This window comes from Pseudonocardia hierapolitana, from assembly GCF_007994075.1.
GTDB lineage: Bacteria > Actinomycetota > Actinomycetes > Mycobacteriales > Pseudonocardiaceae > Pseudonocardia > Pseudonocardia hierapolitana.
Genome location: NZ_VIWU01000001.1, coordinates 3,138,409 through 3,157,602 on the forward strand (window position 1 = coordinate 3,138,409; position 19,194 = coordinate 3,157,602).

Consider the following 19,194-nt stretch of genomic DNA (forward strand, 5'->3'; position numbering starts at 1 on the left):
AGGATGGCTGGGTCGATGGAGCTGGAGCTGAGCCGCCGCACGGTGCTGCGGTTGGGTTTCGTCACGCTGACCGGCCTCGCGGCCGGATGCGCCGGCAGCACCCCCGACACGGCGGGGAACGCCCCCACGGCCTCCGCCGAACCCGGCGCCCTCCCGGTGACCCTCGACCACGCATACGGGTCGACCACCGTGGCGGTGCCGCCCGGCCGGGTGGCAGTCGTCGGGCTAGGTGACGCCGACGTGCTGCTGGCGCTGGGGGTCGTCCCGGTGCTCGTGCCCGTGTGGAACGGCTCGGTGGACGACGGCGTCGGCACGTGGGCGCGGCCGCATCTCGGCGGCGCGGCGCCGGTCCCCCTCGCGAACGCCACCACCGACTTCGACCTCGAACCGATCGCGGCGGCCGACCCGGACCTGATCGTCGCGGTGAACAACGCGATCGAGGAGGACGTCTACCGCAGGCTCAGCGCGATCGCACCCACCGTGCTGCACGCGCCGGGGCAGACCGACTGGGCGCTGCCGTGGAAGGACGTCACCACGCGGATCGGGGCGGCGGTCGGGCTCCCCGGCCGGGCCGCCGCGGAGGTCGGGGAGGTCGAGGAGCTCTTCGCCCGCACGCGAGCGGAGAACCCGCGGTTCGCAGAGCGCACAGCGGCGCTCGTCCGGGTGCTCGACGGCGGCGTGCTGCGCGTGTTCAGCCCCGGTTCCGGCCGCGGCCAGCTGCTCACCGAGATGGGGTTCCAGCCGGTGGCCGGGGTGCGGGACGCGTTCGGCGACGCCTTCTACGTCGACGTCTCGCCGGAGAACACCGCGTTGGTGGACGGCGACCTGCTCGTCGTCGACAACCACGAGGCGGCGAAGCCGCGCCTGGACGCGCTGCCGACGTTCGCCGCGCTGCCGGTGGTCCGGGACGGGCGGATGATCGGCCTGGACCCGGTGGCGAGTGACGCGGTGTCGATGCCGAACTCGCTCACGATCCCGTTCGTCATCGGTGAGCTGCTGGAGCGGATCCGGCAGGTCCCGCTGCGATGAGTCGTCCGCGGGCGCTGCAGAACCACAGGAGCGTGGCCGCGACGGCGACCGTCGCGGCCAGCGCCCACCACGGCACGCCGGAGGACACCCGTCCGGCGTCGACCTGGTCGTAGATCCACCCCACCCCGGAGGAGCCCAGCAGGGTGAGGAGCCCTCCCACGGTGCTCAGCATCCCGAAGTGCGCGCCGAGGTGGCGCTCGTTCGCGAGCCTTCCGATGACGTCCCGCATCGGGGGCACCATCAGCATCTGCCCGGCGTGCACCAGGCCGACCCAGACCACGAGCCCCGCCGTCCCGGCCAGCAGCGGCGGCGCCAGGAACGACAACGCGATCGTCGCGAGCCCGGCGACGATCGCGCGCCGGTGCCCGAGGCGGTGCGCCAGGCCCACCATCGGCGCCTGACCGGCGATCACCAGCACGGCTGCGCCGGCGAAGAACCAGCCCAGCGCGGCCTGCGAGCCGACCGACCGCGCCAGCTGCTCGGGGAGCATGAGGTAGAGCTGGTTGTAGGCGAGCAGCTGCACGGCGCACAGCACGACGAAGACCATGAACGCCCGGTGGCCCAGCACCGTGCGCCACACGACGCGCAACGTCGGCGCCCCGCCCGTGACGCCCGCGCTGGCGGGCAGCAGGCGCGCGAACGCCACCCACAGACCGGCGAACAGGCAGGCGGCGGCCACGGCCGTCCACCGGAACGGAACGGTGAGCAGCAGGGCGCCGAGCGCCGGCCCGACCACCGAGCCCAGCCGGCTGCACATCTGCTCGATCCCGAAGAGCTCGGTGCGCCGCAGCACGCCGTCCGCCTCGAGCCGGTGCCCGTACGCGGCGTTCAGCGACTCGACGGCGGGCGCGAACAGCGCCGCGGCCACCCCGACCAGCACCGCGCCGACGAGCACCGACCACAGCTCCGCGGCGAAGCCGAGCACGACGAACCCGACCACCCGCAGCGCCACCCCGACCAGCACGACCGGGCGCGCCCCGAACCGGTCGGCGATGCTCCCCCCGACGAAGAACAGGCCCTGCTGGCTGAAGGTGCGCACACCCAGCACCAGACCGACGGCCCACGCCGCCAGGTGCAGCTGCTCCGAGAGGTGCACCGCCAGGAACGGCACGACCAGGTAGAAGCCGATGTTGAACAGCACCATCGACGCGAGGACCAGGCGAACGGCGGGCGGTAGGCGGAGGGCCCTCCGGACATCGGTCGAGAGCCTCCGCATCTGATCACCCTAGGTCGGCGGGCGGCGCGCGCTGCCGGAGGCGGCGAGGACCGCGACGATCCCGGCCACGGCGACCGAGAGGTTCGCGTACAGCTCGTAGCCGCGGAGCCCGTCGACCGTGGGGATCAGCAACCGGTTGACGACGTTGAGGAAGCCGAAGATCGGCTGGTGCCCGAGCAGCCGGTCGACCGTCCCGCTGACACCGACGGCGAGGAGCACGACGCCGGCGAACTGGAGGGCACTGCGCATGCTCAGGAACGCTAGGTAGCGCCCCCACCTGCGCGGATCGGTCGGCGGTGTCGGCTCGCTCCGACCGAAGTACCGAGTTCGCCACCCTCGGTACCGCCGCGTCGGGAGTGGCCGTCGCCGACGATCAGGCGACCGTAGGCTCGCTCCACGATGGACGGGACCACCGGGAACGGCGCGCGGCGCAGCAGGCGCGACTGGATCGTGGACACCACGATCTTCGCGCTCGCCGTGCTGTTCGGGTTGTTCACGGCCGCCCAGCGGGCAGGCTCGCCCGTGCTGCCGGAGTGGCTGTTCGAGCTCGACCAGGTGGTCGGCGCACTGGGCTGTGCGGCGCTGTGGCTGCGCCGGCGCATGCCGCTGCTGCTCTCCGTGGTGCTCGTGGCCGCTTCGGCGATCTCGGAGCTGGTGGCCGGTGCGATGCTCGCCGCGCTGTTCACGGTGGCCGTGCACCGTTCGCGGCGGGTCTCCGTCGCGGTGTTCGCGCTGAGCCTGGTCGCGGCGCTGGTCTACACGGTCGTGCGGCCCGAGCCCGAGATCCCCCAGATCGTCATGATCACGATCGGGGTCGCGACCCAGAGCGCCGCCTACGGGTGGGGCGTCGCCATCCACCACCAGCGCCAGCTGGTCGCGCGGGCACGCAGCGAGGCCCGGCTGCGCACCGAGCAGGCCCAGATGGAGGCCCGCGAGGCCGTCGCGCGCGAGATGCACGACGTCCTGGGGCACCGGCTGTCGCTGCTCAGCGTGCACGCCGGGGCCCTGGAGTACCGCCCCGACGCCCCGGCCGAGGACATCGCCAGGGCGGCGCGGGTGATCCGGGAGAGCGCCCACCAGGCGCTGCAGGACCTCCGGGAGGTGATCGGGGTGCTGCGGGCGCCGGTGGGAGAGCTCCCCCAGCCGACCGTCGCCGACATCCCCGAGCTGGTGGCCGAGTCCCGGCGCGCCGGGATGGACGTGGAGCTGCGCGACGACGTCGCGGGAGCGCCACCGGACACCGTCGGGCGCACGGTGTACCGGGTGGCGCAGGAGGCCCTGACGAACGCCCGCAAGCACGCACCCGGGACCCCCGTGACCGTCGCCGTCGGCGGCTCCGCCGGGTCGGGCCTCACGGTCGAGGTCGAGAACGGCGCACCGGAGCGGACGCGACCGGCAGGGGCACCGGGGCAGGGGCTCACCGGCCTCGCCGAACGCGTCGGGCTGGCCGGGGGCCGGCTGGAGCACGGCCCGACCGATGCCGCCGGCTGGCGGGTGGCGGCATGGCTACCGTGGCCGACGTGATCCCGGACGATCCCGTCGACGTGCTGATCGTCGACGACGACCCGCTCGTGCGCGCGGGCCTGACGATGATGCTCGGTGGCACGCCGGACATCCGCGTGGTCGCGGAGGCCGGGGACGGCACCGAGGTGCTCCCGCTCGTCGACCGGCACGCGCCCGCCGTCGTGCTCATGGACATCCGGATGCCCGGGATGGACGGCCTCGCCGCCACCGAGGCGCTGCGTGCCCGTGGGCGAGCGCCCGAGGTCATCGTGCTGACCACGTTCGACGCCGATCACCACGTCCTGCGCGCGCTGCGGGCGGGGGCGGCCGGCTTCCTGCTCAAGGACACCCCGCCCGAGGAGATCGTGGCTGCGGTGCGCCTCGTCGCCCGGGGCAGACCGGTGCTCTCACCCGATGTCACGCGGCGGCTGATCGCCCGCGTCGCGGAGAGCGACCACGACCGCCGCCGCGACCGGGCCCGGGCCCGGCTCGCGCTGCTCAACGACCGCGAGCGCGACGTCGCCGTCGCGGTGGGGCAGGGCCGTTCGAACGCCGAGATCGGCGCGCTGCTGCACCTCGCGGTGCCCACCGTGAAGACCCACGTCTCGAACATCCTCACGAAGCTCGACCTGAACAACCGCGTCCAGATCGCGCTGCTCGCCCACGACGCGGGGATGCTCGACTAGAACTAGGCGGCTCACGCCGGCCGGGCGACGCCCATCGCGTTCGGGTAGGGCACGGCGCCCGAGTTCGCCAGCGACTCGGCGACGGGACGGAGCCCGTCGCACAGCTCCCGCAGCTCGGAGGCGCCGAGCGTGCGCAGGGCGGCCGCCGCCGATCGATCGGTGCCCCGCTCGATCTCGGTGCGCAGCTCGTGGCCGCGAGGCGTCTTCTCGCCGGCGGCGTCGAGCAGCCCGCGGGCGCGCAGCCGCTCGCCCGCGTCCGCCCATTCCTCCTCGGTCCAGCCCCGGAACTCCCGCTGCTGCGAGACCAGCGAACCCCCGTGCAGGAGATGACACTCCGCGCCGTCCACCTGTGCCGCGACGAGCTCGGCCACGTGCCCGTCACCGCGGTACTCCCGCAGCACGGTCGCGGCGTGCCAGATCCGGGACAGCGGGTCGGCAGGCACCGGGACGTCCAGGTGCGCGGCCGCGAGCGGCCGTCCGGCGACGTCGAGCGCGGCGAGCACGGAGGCGAGCAGGTCGGCAGCGTCCGCGAGCCCGTCGCCTGCGTGCTCGGCGAGCGCCGACCGGGCGAGCTCCGACCGGGTGTCGAGCACCCGCGCGCGGTCGGCGAACGCCCACGCATCGGGCAGCGCCCGCTCCACCATCCGTGGCGCGAACCCGTAGAAGAGCGCGGTGACCAGGCGCGGGCCCGGTGTACCCAGCGCCGCGGAGCGGGAGGCGAAGTAGCCCATCCAGTACCCGCGCAGGCCCAGCGCCCCGTACGCCGCCTTCGCACCAGGTGCGAAGTACACGACCGCGTGCACCGCCTCCAGGGTCCGCCACAGCTCGCGCTCCAGGAGCGCCCGTTCCGCCATCACTGCGGTCTACCGCTCGACGACGGCGAGGACAAGCATCAGGATCAGGGGATTGCCGGATTGTTGAACGATCAGTATGGTGCTCGATACGCAGGTCGGGCGGAGCACATGGAGGCACCCATGCGAGCGGCACTGGTCGACGATGTCCCCACCGGAATGTCCAACCGCGACCTGCGGCTCCTGCACGCCGTCGCAGACGGCCGGGTGGAGTGCACCGGGAGCGTCGAGCCGGACTTCTTCATCGACGGATTCGCCTGCTGCGACCACATGGCCGCCCGCGCGCTCGTGCGCAGCGGCATGATCCGCCCGGCAGGCGACGGCGGGCGCGTGCCGGTGCAGCTGACGGCCGCAGGCCGGGAGGCGATCGCGGCCGCGCGCTAGTGCTCTAGCTGCCGGCCACGGCCCGGCCCACCGCGGCGATGTCGTTCGTGTGGTGCCGGGCCTCGTGCAGGCCGTGGCGCACCAGCCAGCGCGCGGTGCGCAGCTCGCCGGGTCGCCGGGTGGCGGTGCGGTCCCAGCCGGTGGTCGCCGCGATCTCGTCCAGGAACCCGGCGACGTGCACGTCCAGCTCGGCCAGCACCGCGTCGAGGTCGGCGTCGTTGTAGCGGAACCGCACGACCCGCAGGTCGGCGAACATCGGTTCCAGCGCCGGCACGTCCTCGGTGCTGATGCGGTGCAACCGGATCGTGAACGAGGCGAACACGTCCCGGACGTGGCAGGCGTACTCCACCACCGACCAGGTCGCCGGATCCGGGCGCACCCGCCGGTGCGCGTCGGGCACGGCGAGCGCGGCGCCCCGGACGTCGGCCGGAACCGAGTGCAGCGCGCGCACGGCCGCCTCGAGGCCGGTGCCTGCGTAGGACATCGCACAGTCCGCGCAGACGTGGTCCTCGCCTGCGAGCGGCGGCAGGCCCGCGGATCCGAGCACGCTCATCCCGATCACCCCCGGCGTAAGCTACGCGCCCGTGACGGCCGGTACCACGCGATTGGGCATCGGTCTCGCCGCCGTCGCCCGCCCCGCCTACATCACCTCGGGCCGGGCCACCGACCTCGGCCCGCACCGCGGCGTCTCCGACCTGCGGGCCCGCACCGAGGCCGTCCTCGACGCCGCGTACGCCGCCGGCATCCGCTACATCGACGTGGCCCGCTCCTACGGGCGGGCGGAGGAGTTCCTCGCCGGCTGGCTGGCCCACCACCCGGAGGTCGACGACGTCGAGATCGGGTCGAAGTGGGGTTACCGGTACGTGGGCGAGTGGCGGCTCGACGCGCCCGTGCACGAGGTCAAGGACCACTCGCTCGCGGCCTTCACCGAGCAGCTCGCCGAGACCGCGGCACTGCTCGGACCGCGTCTGGCGGTCTACCACGTGCACTCCGCCACGCTCGACAGCGGCGCGCTCGACGACGCGGCCCTGCACCGGGCGCTCGCCGGGCTGCGCGACCGCGGGGTGCGGGTCGGCCTGTCCACCTCCGGTCCCGCGCAGGCCGACGCCGTGCGCCGGGCGCTCGACATCCGGGTCGGCGGGGCACCGCTGTTCACCTCGGTGCAGTCCACGTGGAACGTGCTGGAGCCCTCGGTCGGTCCCGCGCTCGCCGAGGCCGCCCACGCAGGCGCCCGGGTGATCGTCAAGGAGGCCGTCGCGAACGGGCGCCTCACACCCGGAGCTCCCGACGCGCCTCCCCGCGCGGTGGCGCTCGCCGCGGAGCTGGGTGTGTCACTGGACCAACTCGCGATCGCCGCCGCGCTCGCCCAGCCCTGGACGTGGTGCGTGCTCTCCGGGGCGGTCGATCCGGCACAGGTCGCGAGCAACGCGGCATCCACCGGGGTATCCCTCCCCGCACGGGTGCTGACCGAACTGGAGGCACTGGCGCAGGCCCCGGCCACGTACTGGTCGGCCCGCTCGGCCCGCGCCTGGAGCTGACCGCGTCCCGCCGGGGAGCACTAGGTGGCGGGGAGGCAACGGTACGGCTCCAAGGTGCTCCGGGCGCGTGGACAACGTCCGTGGCGTGTGCGATGTTTCGTGATCACGAACAGCAGGAGGTGCCATGGTCGTCACCACCCAGCGTCGGAGCCTGGCCGTCTTCGCCGCCGCGGGAGCGCTGCTCCTCGCCGCGTGCGGTGGTGGGGAGACCGCGGCTCCGGGCGCGGACAGGTCGCTGTCCATCGCCACCGGGGGAACCGGCGGCGTCTACTACCCGTACGGCGGCGGCATGGCCACCGTGCTCTCGGAGAAGCTCGGCGTCACGGCCACCGCCCAGGAGACCAACGCGTCGGTCGACAACGTGCTGCTGGTGCAGGACGGCGGGGCCGACATCGCCTTCGCGCTCGGCGACACGGTGGCCGACGCGGTGGGTGGCAAGGCCCAGTTCGAGGGCCGCGAGATCACCATCTGCACGCTCGGCAAGCTCTACAACAACTTCACCCAGACCGTCACCACGAGCGGCACCGGCATCCGCACCGTCGCGGACCTGCGCGGGAAACGGGTGTCGGTCGGCTCGCCCGGCTCGGGCACCGAGGTGATCGCGCTGCGGATCCTGGAGGCGGCCGGGATCAACCCCGAGACCGACATCCAGCGCAGCCAGCTCGGTGCCGGCGAGACCGCACAGGCCCTGCGCGACGGCACGATCGACGCCGGCTTCTGGTCCGGCGGCCTGCCCACCGGAGCGCTGGTCGACCTGGCGACGACCGGCCAGATGGTGGTGATCCCGACCGGGGAGTACGCGGACGAGCTGGCCTCGACGTTCGGTCCGTACTACATCAGCGAGGACATCCCGGCGAACACGTACCAGGGCCAGGCGGAACCCAGCCCGCAGGTCGTGGTGCCGAACGTGCTGATCGTGCGCTCCGACATGCCGCAGCAGCTGCAGCAGGACATCACGCGCACGATCTTCGAGAGCAAGGCGCAGCTCGCGGCCGTGCACCCGGCCGCCAACGACCTCGACCCGGCCACGGCGGGCGACGTCGGGTTCGTCGAGGTGTGCCCCGGTGCGAAGGCCTACTTCGATCAGGCCACGGGCTGACCGGGCGGCCGCGTGCCTGGCGGTCCTGGCCGCGGGCGTGCTCGGGTCGGGATGTGCCGTGGCGGAGCAGGGGCCCGCTCTCACCGTGCGGGACAGCGACGGGGCGCTGCTGACGCGGGTCCCGCTGCCGGCGGCGGAGTTCGCCGTGAGCTACCGCAACTCCGTCTACGGCACGGTCGCCGAGGAGCGCTACCACGTGCGGGACGGCGGGCGGTTCGGGCTGGTCGAACTGGCGGCCGACCAGCTCGCGGTGCTGGAGGAGTACTACGCCGTGCCAGGGCCGGTGCGCGCGGCACCGGGCGGTGACCGCAGGCGCTGGGTGGCCCGACCGCGCGACCACCCGGTGTTCGGCGAGCTGGCGATCGCCGCCACGGCGCTCGGCGAGCGCACGCTGCACGTCCCGGGGCACGCGCCCGTCCCGCTCCCCCCGCTGGTGACCGACGAGGTCACCGTGGTTCTCGATGTCGAGGAGTAGTAGTGCCATGACCACACGCCCCGACGGCGACGAGGCACCCGCTGTCGACGAGGAGGCACTGCTCGCCGAGTACGAGGCGGAGAAGCCGGCACGGCGGCTCTCCGGCCTGCCGTTGCGGGTGGTGCAGGTGCTGGGCGCGATCCTCACGCTGTACGGCCTGTGGTGGGTGTTCAACCCGATGCCCGCGCAGCAGTACCTGCCCTCGTTCCTCGCGGTCGGGCTGGCGTTGACGTTCCTGGTCTACCGCGGCTGGGGAGGCTCGCGGGGATCCACCACGGACAACCCCCACCTGCTGGACTGGCTGCTCGCCGTCGTGGCACTCGTGCCGTTCGCCTACATCGTGGCGGACTGGGACTCGTTCTTCCGGCGCGCGGTGGTGCCCACCGATCTCGACGTCGTGATGGGCACGCTCGCGATCCTGCTGGTGCTGGAGGCGGCGCGGCGCACCGTGGGCCTCGTGGTGCCGCTGGTGGTGGTCGGCTTCCTCGCCTACGCCTACTTCGGCCCGTACTTCCCCGGCCCGTTCGCCACGTCGTCCTTCACCTGGGAGCGCCTGGTCGGCCACAACATGATGGGCACGCAGGGCGTGTTCGGCGTGCCCATGGAGGTCGCGGCCACCTACATCATCCTGTTCACGCTCTACGGCGCGGTGCTCACCGCGTCGGGGGCCACCCGGTTCTTCATCGACCTGTCGTTCGCCGCGTTCGGGCAGTCGGGGGCCGGGCCCGGGCGCACCGTGACGCTCGCCGGGTTCCTGCTCGGCACGGTGTCGGGCTCAGGGGTGGCCACCACCGTGACGCTCGGGGGCGTGGCGTGGCCGCTGCTGCGCAAGGCGGGCTACCCGCAGGAACACGGCGGGGCCGTGCTCGCCGCGGCCGGCATCGGCGCGATCCTCTCCCCGCCCACGCTGGGCGCGGCGGCGTTCATCATCGCCGAGCTGTTGAACGTCTCCTACCTGCAGGTGCTGATCTGGGCGACCATCCCCACCCTGCTGTACTACCTGGGGATCATCCTCGCGGTCGAGATGGACGCCCGGCGCTACCGCACCCACGCGATCGACATCGACGTCCGCCCCGCGGGTGCACTGCTGCTGCGGTTCGGCTACCACTTCAGCTCGCTGGTGGCGATCGTCGTGTTCATGGCGCTCGGCCTGACGCCGTTCCGCGCGGTCGTCTACGCCACGGCGCTCGCGTTCGTGCTGAGCTTCCTCGAGCGCAGCGCGTGGATGACGCCACGGCGCATCGGCGAGGCGCTCGCCGCGGGCGCGACCGGGGCGCTGTCCGTGATCGCGGTGATGGCGGTGGCCGGGATCATCGTCGGGGTCATGACGCTCACCGGGCTCGGGCTGAAGCTGGCCGGGATCATCGTGGCGCTCGCGGGCGGGAGCCTCGTGCTCACCGCGATCTACTCGGCCGTCTCGGTGGTGCTGCTCGGGCTCGCGGTGCCGGTGACGGCGAGCTTCATCATCTCCTGGGTGATCATCGGCCCGGCGCTGCAGAACGTGGGCGTGCCCGCCTACGCCGCGGCGATGTTCATCTTCTACTACGCGGTGCTGTCCGAGGTGTCCCCACCGACGGCACTGTCGCCGTTCGCGGCCTCGGCGATCACGGGTGGGCGCCCGGTGCGGACGATGTGGCTCACGTGGAAGTACACGCTGCCCGCGTTCCTCGTCCCGTTCGTCGTGGTGCTCTCGCCCCAGGGTGTGGGGCTGCTGTTCGAGGGCGGCGCAGGCACCGTGCTGGTCGCGACGCTCGCGGCAGCCGCCGCCGTGGCCGCGCTGGCCGTCGTCACCGGGGCCTGGCTCGCCGGTCCCGCGGGCTGGCCCGAACGGGTGCTGTTCGCGGTTGCCGCGGTCGCGCTGCTGGTGATGGCGCCGCTCTCGCTCGGGATCGGCGTCCTCGCGGCGCTGGCCGGCATCGGAGTGCACGTGGTACGCCTTCGAAAGAAAGCGACTGACAACCAATCGAAAGCCAACCGTTAGCAGTTACCAAACTGTTCATTGACGGTTACGGCGGTGCTTCCTACGGTTCGCCCGTGGCGGGCATCGCGGAGCACGAGCGGCAGCAGGAAGTGCTGCGCCTGCTCGACGTCGACGGCCGGGTGAGCGTCGCCGACCTCGTCCGCCGCTTCGGCGTCACCGCGGTGACGATCCGCAAGGACCTCGAGGTGCTGGAGCGCAGGCACCTGCTCGCGCGGGTGCGCGGCGGCGCCGTCACGGCCGACGGGGCCGACGAGGGCGCGTTCGAGATGCGCCTGCGCCACGGCACGGCGGCGAAGGCCGCCATCGCACGCGCCGCGGCCGCGATCGTGCCCGACGGTGCCGCGATCGCGCTCGACTGCAGCACGACCTGCTACCACCTCGCGCACGAGCTGCGCGGACGGCGCAGCCTGATCGTGGTCACCAACGGCCTGCGCGCCGCCGAGTTGCTGAGCGACAGCGGGGTCACCGTCGTGCTCCCCGGGGGCACGCTGCGGCGATCGTCGTGGTCGCTCGTCGGCGACTTCGGCGACGTCGTGGTGAGCCGCGGGCGCCTGACCATGGGCTTCTTCGGGATCCGCGGGCTCTCCCGCGAGCACGGCCTGATGGAGCTCTCGGTGGAGGAGACCACGGTGAAGCGGAGGCTGGCCGCGGCGTGCGCGGAGGTCTACGGCCTCTTCGACTCGTCCAAGATCGGCCGGTTCGCGCTGCACAGCTTCGTGCCCACCCAGCGGATCACGGGGCTCTTCACCGACGACGGAGCCGCCCCCGACGCGCTCGCCGGGTTCGCGGAGCAGGGCGTCGAGATCAACCGGTTGCCCGTCGACGACACGCACAAGACGTCCGCCTGACCACAGGCGCGGAGGAAGGGAGCGAGGATGCTCAGCAGGCGCATCACCGCGGCATTGGCCGTGGCAGCGGCGGGGGCGCTCGCCCTCACCGGCTGCACCCAGCAGAACCCCGGTGGCGGGGGCGGGGGCGGCGGAGGCGGCGAGGACAGAGTCAGCGTCGCGTTCGTGCCCAAGCTGCAGGGCATCCCCTACTTCGAGGCGATGAACACCGGCGGGCAGAAGGCCGCGCAGGAGCTCGGCATCGAGTGGATCTACCGCGGCTCCTCGACGGCCGACCCCGGTGCCCAGACCGAGATCGTCAACTCGCTCATCCAGCAGCGGGTGGACGTCCTCGTGGTCGCACCGAACGACCCCGACTCGATGGCCCCGGTGCTGCAGGAGGCCGCCGACGCCGGCATCAAGGTCATGACGAGCGACACCGACGCGCCCAACTCCGTGCGCGAGGCGTTCGTCAACCAGGCCACGCCGGAGGGCATCGGCACCGCGCTCACCGACGCCCTGCTGGAGGCGATGGGCGGCTCCGGGAAGTACGCGATCGTCTCCTGCGGGCAGACGGCGGCGAACCTCAACTCCTGGATCGAGGTCCAGAAGCAGGTGACCGCCGAGAAGTACCCGAACGCCCAGATCGTCGACATCGTGTACGCGGGTGAGGACGAGGCGCAGTCGGTCACGATGGCGAAGGACCTGATGAACGCCCACCCCGACCTCAAGGGCCTCGTCGGTGAGTGCACGGCGTCCGCCCCTGGCGTGGCGAAGGCCGTGACCGAGGCCGGCAAGATCGGGCAGGTCTTCACCGTCGGGCTGGGTACGCCGCAGTCGATGAAGCAGTACCTGGAGAACGGCTCGTCGTCCGCGGCGATCCTCTGGGACGTCGAGCAGCTCGGCTACCTCACCGCGTGGGCCGGCCTGCAGGTCGCGTCCGGCACGCCGTTCCAGGCGTCGAACGCGGTGAACGACCAGCTCCCGGCCGTGGCGTGGGACGCGAACGAGAAGATGCTGCTGCTCGGTGACCCGCTGCGGATCACGAACGACAACGTGAACAACTACGAGTACTGATGGCCGGCGACGTCCTTCTGCGGCTGCGCGGCGTCCAGAAGCGCTACGGCGGCGTGCGGGCGCTGCGGGGCGTCGACCTCGACGTTCTCGCCGGCGAGGTGCACGCGCTCGTCGGTGAGAACGGCGCAGGCAAGTCCACGCTGATCAAGATCGTGTCCGGTGCCGAGCTGGCGGACGAGGGCACGGCCGAGATCGACGGAGCCCCGCTCACCGGCGGGAGCACCCAGGCGGCCATGGAGGCGGGGATCGCCACCGTCTACCAGGAGCCGCACCTGTTCGGCGAGCTCACCGTGGCCGAGAACGTGTTCCTCGGCCGGGAGCTGCGGGCGAGCGGACGCGTGGACTGGGCGACGCAGCGAACCCGGGTGAGCGAGCTGCTGACCCAGATCGGCCTCGACCCGGCGATCGGCGACGTCCGCGTCGCCGACCTCCCGGTGGCCGAGCAGCAGCTCGTGTCCATCGCCAAGGCGTTCGCGCACTCGGCGAAGGTGCTGATCCTCGACGAGCCGTCGGCGATCCTCACCGACCGGGAGATCGAGGTGCTGTTCGGCGTGGTCCGGAACCTGCGTGCGGCAGGCGTCGGGATCATCTACATCTCCCACCGGCTCGACGAGCTGGCGCAGATCAGCGACCGGGTCACCGTGCTGCGCGACGGCGAGGTGGTCGCCAGCCGGCCGACGAGCGAGCTGACCGTGCGGCAGGTGGCCGAGCTGATGGTCGGCCACGAGCTGGGATCGGCCACCGCCGACCGGCCCGCCCCGACCGGCGAGCCGGTGCTCATGGTGGCCGGGCTCGGCCGATCCGGGGCGTTCACCGGCCTCGACCTGACGGTGCGACCGGCGGAGGTGGTGGCGCTCTACGGCCTCATCGGCTCGGGCACGGACTCGATCGCCCGCGCCCTCTACGGCGTGAGCCCGGCCGACACGGGCACCGTGCGGGTCGACGGCCGGGAGGTGCGGCTGCACTCGCCGCAGGACGCATCGTCGGCCGGGATCGCGATGCTGCCCGGCAACCGCAAGCAGCAGGGCGTGTTCGCGAACAAGTCGATCGCGTTCAACATCTCCAGCGCCCACCTGCGTCATCTGGCCAAGCTGGGCTTCTGGTTCGACCGGCGCCGCGAGCGCTCGATCGCGGAGGACTTCCTGCGGCGCATCGCGATCAAGGCCCCCGATGTGGACACCGCCGTCGGGGCGCTGTCCGGCGGCAACCAGCAGAAGGTCGTGCTCGCCCGCCAGCTCGTGCGCGCCCCCCGCGTGCTCGTGCTGGAGGAGCCCACGCAGGGCGTCGACGTGGGGGCGAAGGAGGAGATCCACCGGCTCGTCCTGGAGCTGGCCGACGGCGGCAGCGCCGTTCTCGTCATCTCGACGGATCTGCCGGAGGTGCTGCAGCTCGCGGACCGGGTGCTGGTGGTGCGCAAGGGCGCTGTGGTGCGCGAGTTCGAGCGGGGCGCGAGCCAGGCCGACGTGCTCGCGGCCGCAGCGGGCGACGAGGGCGAGGCAGCCGCATGACGACTGTGACCAAGGACGTCGCGGCCCCGGTGCGCCGCAGGCCGCGGGTGCGGGCGATCGAGGGGCAGGAGCTCGCCCTCATCGCCGTGGTCGGCCTGCTGTGGGTGGTGCTCTCGCTCGTCACCGACACGTTCCTCACCACCGGCAACCTGCAGAACATCCTCTTCACGGTGGCCCCGATCGCGCTCGTCGGGATCGGGATGACGGCCGTGATCGTCACCGCCGGGATCGACGTCTCGGTGGGCAGCCAGGCCGCCGTGGTGATGGTGATCGTCGCGCTGCTGGTGCGCGACTCGGGCCTGCCGTTCCTGCCGGCCGTCGCCGTCGCGGTGGTGATCGGGCTCGTGCTCGGCGCCGTCAACGGCCTGCTGGTGGCCTACGGCGGCATCCACCCGATCATCGTCACGTTCGGCACGCTCAACATCTACCGGTTCGTCTCGCTGCAGATCTTCGGCACCGAGCAGGTCGCCGGGGTGCCCGCGACGCTCGCCCCGATCGGCGGCGGTCTGGAAGGCCGGCTGCTCGGGGTGCCGACGGCCTGGTGGCTCACGCTGCTGCTGGCGGCCGGCATGTGGTGCTACATGCGCTACTGGGCCACCGGCCGGCACCTCTACGCGGTCGGCGGCGACGCGTTCGCCGCGCGGCTCGCGGGAGTGCGGGTGCGGCGGCGGCAGATCAGCGCGTACGTGCTCACGGGGGCGTGCGTCGGGCTCGCGGCGTGCGTGCTCATCGGCAGCGGCGGGCTGGTGCAGCAGAACGTGGGCACCGGGCTGGAGCTGCGGGTGATCGCCGCGGTGGTGATCGGTGGCACGAGCATCATCGGCGGCCGCGGCACGGTGCTGGGCACCCTGCTGGGCGCGCTGCTGGTGGGCACCGTGTCCAGCGCCGTCACGCTGCTCTCGTGGCCCTCGGAGCTCACGCAGCTGTTCATCGGCCTGTTCATCCTCGTGGCGGTCGGGGTCGACCTGCTGCGCGAGCGGCGGAGGAGCGCCCGATGACCGAGATCGAGACCGTCCCGCCCGCGGAGCGCACCCGCGGCGAGGGACTCGCGGCCAAGGTGCTGCGGATCGGGCTGACCGAGCGCATCGTGCTGCTCGCGGTGCTGCTGGTCGTGGTGGTCGTGTGGTTCCGGGTGCTCGGCGCGGGCGGCTACCTCGTGGCCCCGTACGACCTGCGCTACCTGGGCAACGCGCTCGAGTCGATGGTGCCGTTCGCGCTGCTGGCGGTCGCGGAGCTGTTCGTGATCGTCTCCGGCCGCGGCGGGATCGACCTGTCGGTGGGCGCGATCGTCTCGCTCGCCGGCATGGTGTTCGGGTTCATGGTCGGCGTGTGGGGATGGCCGCTGCTCCCGTCGATCCTCGGGTGCATCGTCGTGGGCGCGCTGCTCGGCGCCGTCAACGGGGCGCTCGTGGCCTACGTGCGGTTCCCGGCGTTGATCGCGACGCTCGCGACGTACTACGCGTACAGCTCGCTCGCGCTGATCAGCAACGCGAACGCGCCGATCTCCACGCCGCCGGTCGTGGCACTGCACTCCCTGACCAGGAACGTCAACCTCCCGGCGCCGCTCCCGCCCGTCCCCCTGCACGTGTTCACGATCCTGCTGCCCTGCGCCGTGCTGGCCTGGGTGGTGCTGTCCCGGTCGACATACGGGCGGTCGCTGTACGCGGTGGGCACCAACGACGTCGCGGCCGCGTACGCCACGCAGTCGGTGGCGCGCACGCGGTTCACGGCGTTCGTGCTGTCCGGGCTGCTCTCGGGCGTGGTGGCCGTCGTGACGGTCGGGCAGTTCGCCTCCGCCCGCCCGGACGCCGGCATCGTGGGCAACGGCATGGCACTGCCCGCGATCACCGTTGCGGTGCTGGGCGGCGTCGCGATCCAGGGCGGGATCGGGCGCGTCGGCGGCGTGCTGGTGGCGGCGCTGCTGATCACCTGGTTGAACGCCGGGATGCTGCTCGCGTTCCCGGAAGGCGCCGAGGGCAGCCGTTACCAGCTGCTCGCGCTCGGGTTGGTGCTCGTGCTGTCCGCCCTGCTCAACACGCTCGCACTGCGCCGCTACGGGAGGCTCGCGTGACGTTCACCGTACGCCCGGACGAGGTGCCGGACGAGCTGGTGGCGCTCACCCGGCGGATCGGCGACCCCGCGGCCGACCTGGTCGTCCTGGCCGAGGGCAACACCTCGGTCCGGTTGGACGGCGACCGGTTCGCCGTGAAGGCGAGCGGGTCGCGGATGGACCTCGCCGAGGCGGGCGACTTCGTCGTCGGCGAGCTGCCCGCGCTCGTCGACGTGCTGGAGAAGGGCGGCACCGACCAGGAGACGCTGTCGCGGCTGTTGTCGGCCGCGGAGCCGGCAAGCGCGGATGGGACTGCCGGCTGCTCGCGCGAGCGGGCGGTGCCTGAAGGGCCCGCGAGCCCGCCTGAGCGAAGCGGAGGCAATCGGATACGGGCGTCGATCGAGACGCTCGTGCACGTCGTCGCGCTCGCCGCCGGGGCCACGTGGGTGGCGCACACGCACCCGACCGCCGTGGTCGGGCTGCTCGCGGTGCGCGAGGCCGAGGAGCTGTGGTCGGCGCCGCTCTTCCCGGACGAGGCGGTGGTGCTCGGCGAGCCGGTGTGGGTGCCCTACGCGGCACCGGGCATCGCGCTCGGTGCGGCCGTCCACACAGCCGTGCGCGAGCGGCTGGACCGCGACGGCGTCGCACCCCGGCTCGTCCTGCTCGGCAACCACGGCATCGTCGCGCTCGGGGCCACCGCCTCCGAGGTGGAGACCATCACCACCATGGCGGTGAAGGCGGCCCGCGTCCGCTCGGTGGGTCTCGGCGCAGGCACGCTCGCCCCGCTGGGGATCGAGCACGCCCGCGAGCTCGCCGGGCGGCCCGACGAGGCGGCCCGCCGCACACTTCTGGGGCGCTCCAGGCCATGAGGCCGGTCGGCATCCACGCCGGGTGGTTCATCGCGGAGACGCCCACCCGCTGAAGTCCCTCCCCTGCGGGCGGGGCGGAGATCCCTCGCGCGCGGGAGGTGGACACCGCCGGGCGTCGCGAGGCTGGGTGCATGGCCACGTCATCCGCGGTGCGGCTCCCCGATGACCGCCGGGACGGGCGGCCCGTCCCCCGCTGGGCGGCCGTCGCCGCGCACCTCGTCCCGCTCACGACCCTGCCCTCCGGGCTCTGGCGCGTCCCGCTCGCACTCGGCTTCCCGATGGGGATCGTCGGCGTCCACCTCGCGTGGTGGGAGCCCGCCTACTTCATCGGGCTCAGCCTGGTGACCGAGGGCGCAGCACTGCTGACGCTCGGCCTGGTGCGGCCGTGGGGCGAGCGCGTGCCGGCTTGGGTTCCGCTGCTCGGTGGCCGCCGCGTGCCGCCGCTCGCCGCCGTCGTGCCCGCCTCGATCGGGGCGGTGGTGGTGGCGCTGATCTGGGCGTTCGCGTTCCGCGACTTCCCGGAGCTCGGCGCGTTCCAGTTCACCCACCACGGCTGGAAGGTGCTCATGATCGCGTCCTACCTGCCGCTGCTGCTGTGGGCACCGCTGTTGGCGGCGGTCACCGTCGCCTACTACCGGCGGCGCTGCCAGGACTGACCCGGGAAGATCTCGGCGGCCACCGCCAGGAAGCCGCCGAGCACCGGCGACTCGTCCCCGGGCCGCCAGGTCAGGGCCACGGGCACGCGGACGTCGGCGCCCGTGACCGGTCGGAAGGCGACGCCCTCGAACTGCAGCCACTCCGCCGACGCCGGAAGGAGCGCCACGCCCACGGCGGCGGCGACCAGAGCAACCACCGTGTAGGTGTCCTGTGCCTCCTGCACGACGCGCGGCCAGAAGCCGACCTCGGCGCAGGCGCGCATCGCGGTGTCGCGCAAGTTGGAGCCCTGGCGGTCGGGATAGCTCACGAAGTTCTCCCCGGCCAGGTCGGCCAGCGGGACGGACGGCCGGCCGGCGAGCGGGTGGTCGTCGGGGAGTACGGCGACGAGCTCCTCGTCCAGGACCGTGCGGCTGGCCAGCGGCCCGGGCACGGGTGCGCGAAGCAGGGCCACGTCTATGCTGCCGTCCAGCAGGCCGCCGATCTGCGCGCCGCTGAACACCGACGGGTGCAGCGACAGGCGGACGAGTGGGTAACGCGCCCGGTAGGCGCGGGTCATCCGGGGCAGCAGCCGCCACGTCGTCGCGCCGGTCAGGCCGACGCGGATCTCACCGCGCTCGCCCTGCTCGGTGAGCAGCACCGACTCCCGGGCACGGTCGGCCTCGGCGAGCACGCGGCGGGCGTGCTCGAGGAAGACGACGCCTGCGTTGGTGAGCCGGACCCGTCGGGTGGTGCGCTCGAGCAGCCGCACTCCCAGGTCGCGCTCCAGGTACTTGATCTGCTGCGACAGCGGCGGCTGGGCGATGTGCAGGCGCGCCGCGGCGCGCCCGAAGTGCAGCTCCTCGGCCACGGCGGCGAAGGCCCTCAGGTGCCGCAGCTCCATGGCCAGTATTGATACCGCATCCGTCTCAGTCGTGCCGCATCTTGTATTGGACTGGCCAACCCCGCACTGCATACGGTCGCTGATCAGACATCCGGCCTCAGGGAAGAGGTGCTGATGGAGCAGTGGCGTGGGCAGCTGCACCGGATCGGTCCGCTGCTCGTCCTCGCCGTGGGCGTCGGCGCCGTCGGGCTCTCGCTCGGGTCGCTGACAGCGCCCGGCCCCGGCCTGTGGCCGTTCGTCGTGGCGCTGCTGCTCACCGGCACGGGGCTCGTGCTCCTGGTGGTCGACGACCCGGAGGACTACGAACCGTTCACCCGCGGCTCGGCCCGGATCGCGGGCGGGCTCGGCGGGCTGGCCGTCTTCGTGGCGGCGTTCGAGGTGGTCGGGTTCCTGCTCCCGGCGTTCCTCATGCTCCTGCTGTGGCTGCGGGTGTTCGGCCGGGAGCCGTGGCGGTGGGCACTGGGCCTGGCGCTCGTCGGTTCCGTCGGGCTCTACCTGTTGTTCGACACCGCGCTCGGGGTCCGGTTCCCCGACGACGTGGTGGCCGAGCTGGTGGGCGGCTGA

At 73.0% G+C, this 19,194-nt stretch carries 21 protein-coding genes; 16 read left to right on the forward strand and 5 right to left on the reverse strand.

Features of this window, described 5'->3' with window-relative positions; all coding sequences use genetic code 11:
* The first annotated feature begins 15 nt into the window (after nucleotides 1-15).
* Nucleotides 16-1,029 carry an ABC transporter substrate-binding protein gene (locus FHX44_RS15040; protein ID WP_170308912.1) on the forward strand — a complete coding sequence of 338 codons (1,014 nt, stop codon included), beginning with the start codon at nucleotides 16-18 and terminating at the stop codon, nucleotides 1,027-1,029.
* Here the strand turns inward: FHX44_RS15040 and FHX44_RS15045 are convergent.
* Nucleotides 983-2,245, reverse strand: a complete 1,263-nt coding sequence (locus tag FHX44_RS15045; RefSeq protein WP_147256373.1) for an MFS transporter — start codon at nucleotides 2,243-2,245, stop codon at nucleotides 983-985. The two genes, FHX44_RS15040 and FHX44_RS15045, sit on opposite strands and share 47 nt — an antisense overlap.
* Nucleotides 2,246-2,254: 9 nt before the next feature.
* The gene (locus FHX44_RS15050; RefSeq protein WP_147256374.1) at nucleotides 2,255-2,494 is read right to left on the reverse strand and encodes a hypothetical protein; all 240 of its coding nucleotides are present in this window, start codon (nucleotides 2,492-2,494) and stop codon (nucleotides 2,255-2,257) included.
* Between the two features lie 150 nt (nucleotides 2,495-2,644).
* Between FHX44_RS15050 and FHX44_RS15055 the strand changes: the two genes are divergently transcribed.
* Nucleotides 2,645-3,769, forward strand: coding sequence for a sensor histidine kinase (locus FHX44_RS15055; RefSeq protein ID WP_147256375.1), 1,125 nt, complete (start codon nucleotides 2,645-2,647; stop codon nucleotides 3,767-3,769).
* A complete protein-coding gene (locus FHX44_RS15060) occupies nucleotides 3,748-4,434 on the forward strand; it encodes a response regulator (RefSeq protein ID WP_147256376.1) in 687 nt (228 codons plus the stop codon). The genes FHX44_RS15055 and FHX44_RS15060 overlap by 22 nt, the downstream gene beginning before the upstream one ends.
* An 11-nt stretch (nucleotides 4,435-4,445) precedes the next feature.
* Here the strand turns inward: FHX44_RS15060 and FHX44_RS15065 are convergent, their stop codons facing one another.
* Entirely contained in the window at nucleotides 4,446-5,288 is an 843-nt protein-coding gene (locus FHX44_RS15065) for an SCO6745 family protein (RefSeq protein WP_147256377.1), read from the reverse strand.
* A gap of 120 nt (nucleotides 5,289-5,408) precedes the next feature.
* Between FHX44_RS15065 and FHX44_RS15070 the strand changes: the two genes are divergently transcribed.
* Nucleotides 5,409-5,669, forward strand: coding sequence for a hypothetical protein (locus FHX44_RS15070; protein WP_246170389.1), 261 nt, complete (start codon nucleotides 5,409-5,411; stop codon nucleotides 5,667-5,669).
* 4 nt (nucleotides 5,670-5,673) lie between these two features.
* Here the strand turns inward: FHX44_RS15070 and FHX44_RS15075 are convergent, their stop codons facing one another.
* Nucleotides 5,674-6,222 carry a DinB family protein gene (locus FHX44_RS15075; protein ID WP_147256378.1) on the reverse strand — a complete coding sequence of 183 codons (549 nt, stop codon included), beginning with the start codon at nucleotides 6,220-6,222 and terminating at the stop codon, nucleotides 5,674-5,676.
* A 31-nt stretch (nucleotides 6,223-6,253) separates the two neighbouring features.
* Here FHX44_RS15075 and FHX44_RS15080 point away from each other — a divergent pair, with 31 nt between their 5' ends.
* The 11 genes from FHX44_RS15080 (at nucleotide 6,254) to FHX44_RS15130 (ending at nucleotide 17,749) form a co-directional block, all read left to right on the forward strand.
* Nucleotides 6,254-7,207: an aldo/keto reductase gene (locus tag FHX44_RS15080; protein ID WP_147256379.1), complete on the forward strand. Its 954-nt coding sequence runs from the start codon at nucleotides 6,254-6,256 to the stop codon at nucleotides 7,205-7,207.
* A gap of 124 nt (nucleotides 7,208-7,331) precedes the next feature.
* Nucleotides 7,332-8,306 (forward strand): TAXI family TRAP transporter solute-binding subunit, encoded by a 975-nt coding sequence (locus FHX44_RS15085; RefSeq protein WP_147256380.1) that lies wholly within the window; start codon nucleotides 7,332-7,334, stop codon nucleotides 8,304-8,306.
* Between the two features lie 58 nt (nucleotides 8,307-8,364).
* A complete protein-coding gene (locus FHX44_RS15090; protein WP_212612482.1) occupies nucleotides 8,365-8,781 on the forward strand; it encodes a hypothetical protein in 417 nt (138 codons plus the stop codon).
* 7 nt (nucleotides 8,782-8,788) lie between these two features.
* Nucleotides 8,789-10,762, forward strand: a complete 1,974-nt coding sequence (locus FHX44_RS15095) for a TRAP transporter permease (protein WP_212612483.1) — start codon at nucleotides 8,789-8,791, stop codon at nucleotides 10,760-10,762.
* Nucleotides 10,763-10,815: 53 nt separating this feature from the next.
* Nucleotides 10,816-11,610: a DeoR/GlpR family DNA-binding transcription regulator gene (locus FHX44_RS15100; RefSeq protein ID WP_147256382.1), complete on the forward strand. Its 795-nt coding sequence runs from the start codon at nucleotides 10,816-10,818 to the stop codon at nucleotides 11,608-11,610.
* A gap of 27 nt (nucleotides 11,611-11,637) precedes the next feature.
* Complete coding sequence (locus FHX44_RS15105) at nucleotides 11,638-12,666, forward strand: autoinducer 2 ABC transporter substrate-binding protein (RefSeq protein ID WP_147256383.1); 1,029 nt, start codon at nucleotides 11,638-11,640, stop codon at nucleotides 12,664-12,666.
* Nucleotides 12,666-14,174 (forward strand): sugar ABC transporter ATP-binding protein, encoded by a 1,509-nt coding sequence (locus tag FHX44_RS15110; RefSeq protein WP_147256384.1) that lies wholly within the window; start codon nucleotides 12,666-12,668, stop codon nucleotides 14,172-14,174. Before FHX44_RS15105 ends, FHX44_RS15110 begins: the two co-directional genes overlap by 1 nt.
* The gene (locus tag FHX44_RS15115) at nucleotides 14,171-15,172 is read left to right on the forward strand and encodes an ABC transporter permease (RefSeq protein ID WP_147256385.1); all 1,002 of its coding nucleotides are present in this window, start codon (nucleotides 14,171-14,173) and stop codon (nucleotides 15,170-15,172) included. The genes FHX44_RS15110 and FHX44_RS15115 overlap by 4 nt, the downstream gene beginning before the upstream one ends.
* Nucleotides 15,169-16,245, forward strand: a complete 1,077-nt coding sequence (locus FHX44_RS15120) for an ABC transporter permease (protein WP_147256386.1) — start codon at nucleotides 15,169-15,171, stop codon at nucleotides 16,243-16,245. The genes FHX44_RS15115 and FHX44_RS15120 overlap by 4 nt, the downstream gene beginning before the upstream one ends.
* Nucleotides 16,242-17,093, forward strand: coding sequence for a class II aldolase/adducin family protein (locus tag FHX44_RS15125; RefSeq protein ID WP_147256387.1), 852 nt, complete (start codon nucleotides 16,242-16,244; stop codon nucleotides 17,091-17,093). The genes FHX44_RS15120 and FHX44_RS15125 overlap by 4 nt, the downstream gene beginning before the upstream one ends.
* Nucleotides 17,094-17,224: 131 nt before the next feature.
* Nucleotides 17,225-17,749 carry a hypothetical protein gene (locus tag FHX44_RS15130; RefSeq protein ID WP_147256388.1) on the forward strand — a complete coding sequence of 175 codons (525 nt, stop codon included), beginning with the start codon at nucleotides 17,225-17,227 and terminating at the stop codon, nucleotides 17,747-17,749.
* On the opposite strand, the gene FHX44_RS15135 is transcribed toward FHX44_RS15130, so the two are convergent.
* Nucleotides 17,725-18,630 (reverse strand): LysR substrate-binding domain-containing protein, encoded by a 906-nt coding sequence (locus FHX44_RS15135; RefSeq protein ID WP_147256389.1) that lies wholly within the window; start codon nucleotides 18,628-18,630, stop codon nucleotides 17,725-17,727. The two genes, FHX44_RS15130 and FHX44_RS15135, sit on opposite strands and share 25 nt — an antisense overlap.
* A gap of 114 nt (nucleotides 18,631-18,744) precedes the next feature.
* Between FHX44_RS15135 and FHX44_RS15140 the strand changes: the two genes are divergently transcribed.
* On the forward strand, nucleotides 18,745-19,194 hold the full coding sequence (locus tag FHX44_RS15140) for a tripartite tricarboxylate transporter TctB family protein (protein WP_147256390.1): 450 nt from the start codon (nucleotides 18,745-18,747) through the stop codon (nucleotides 19,192-19,194).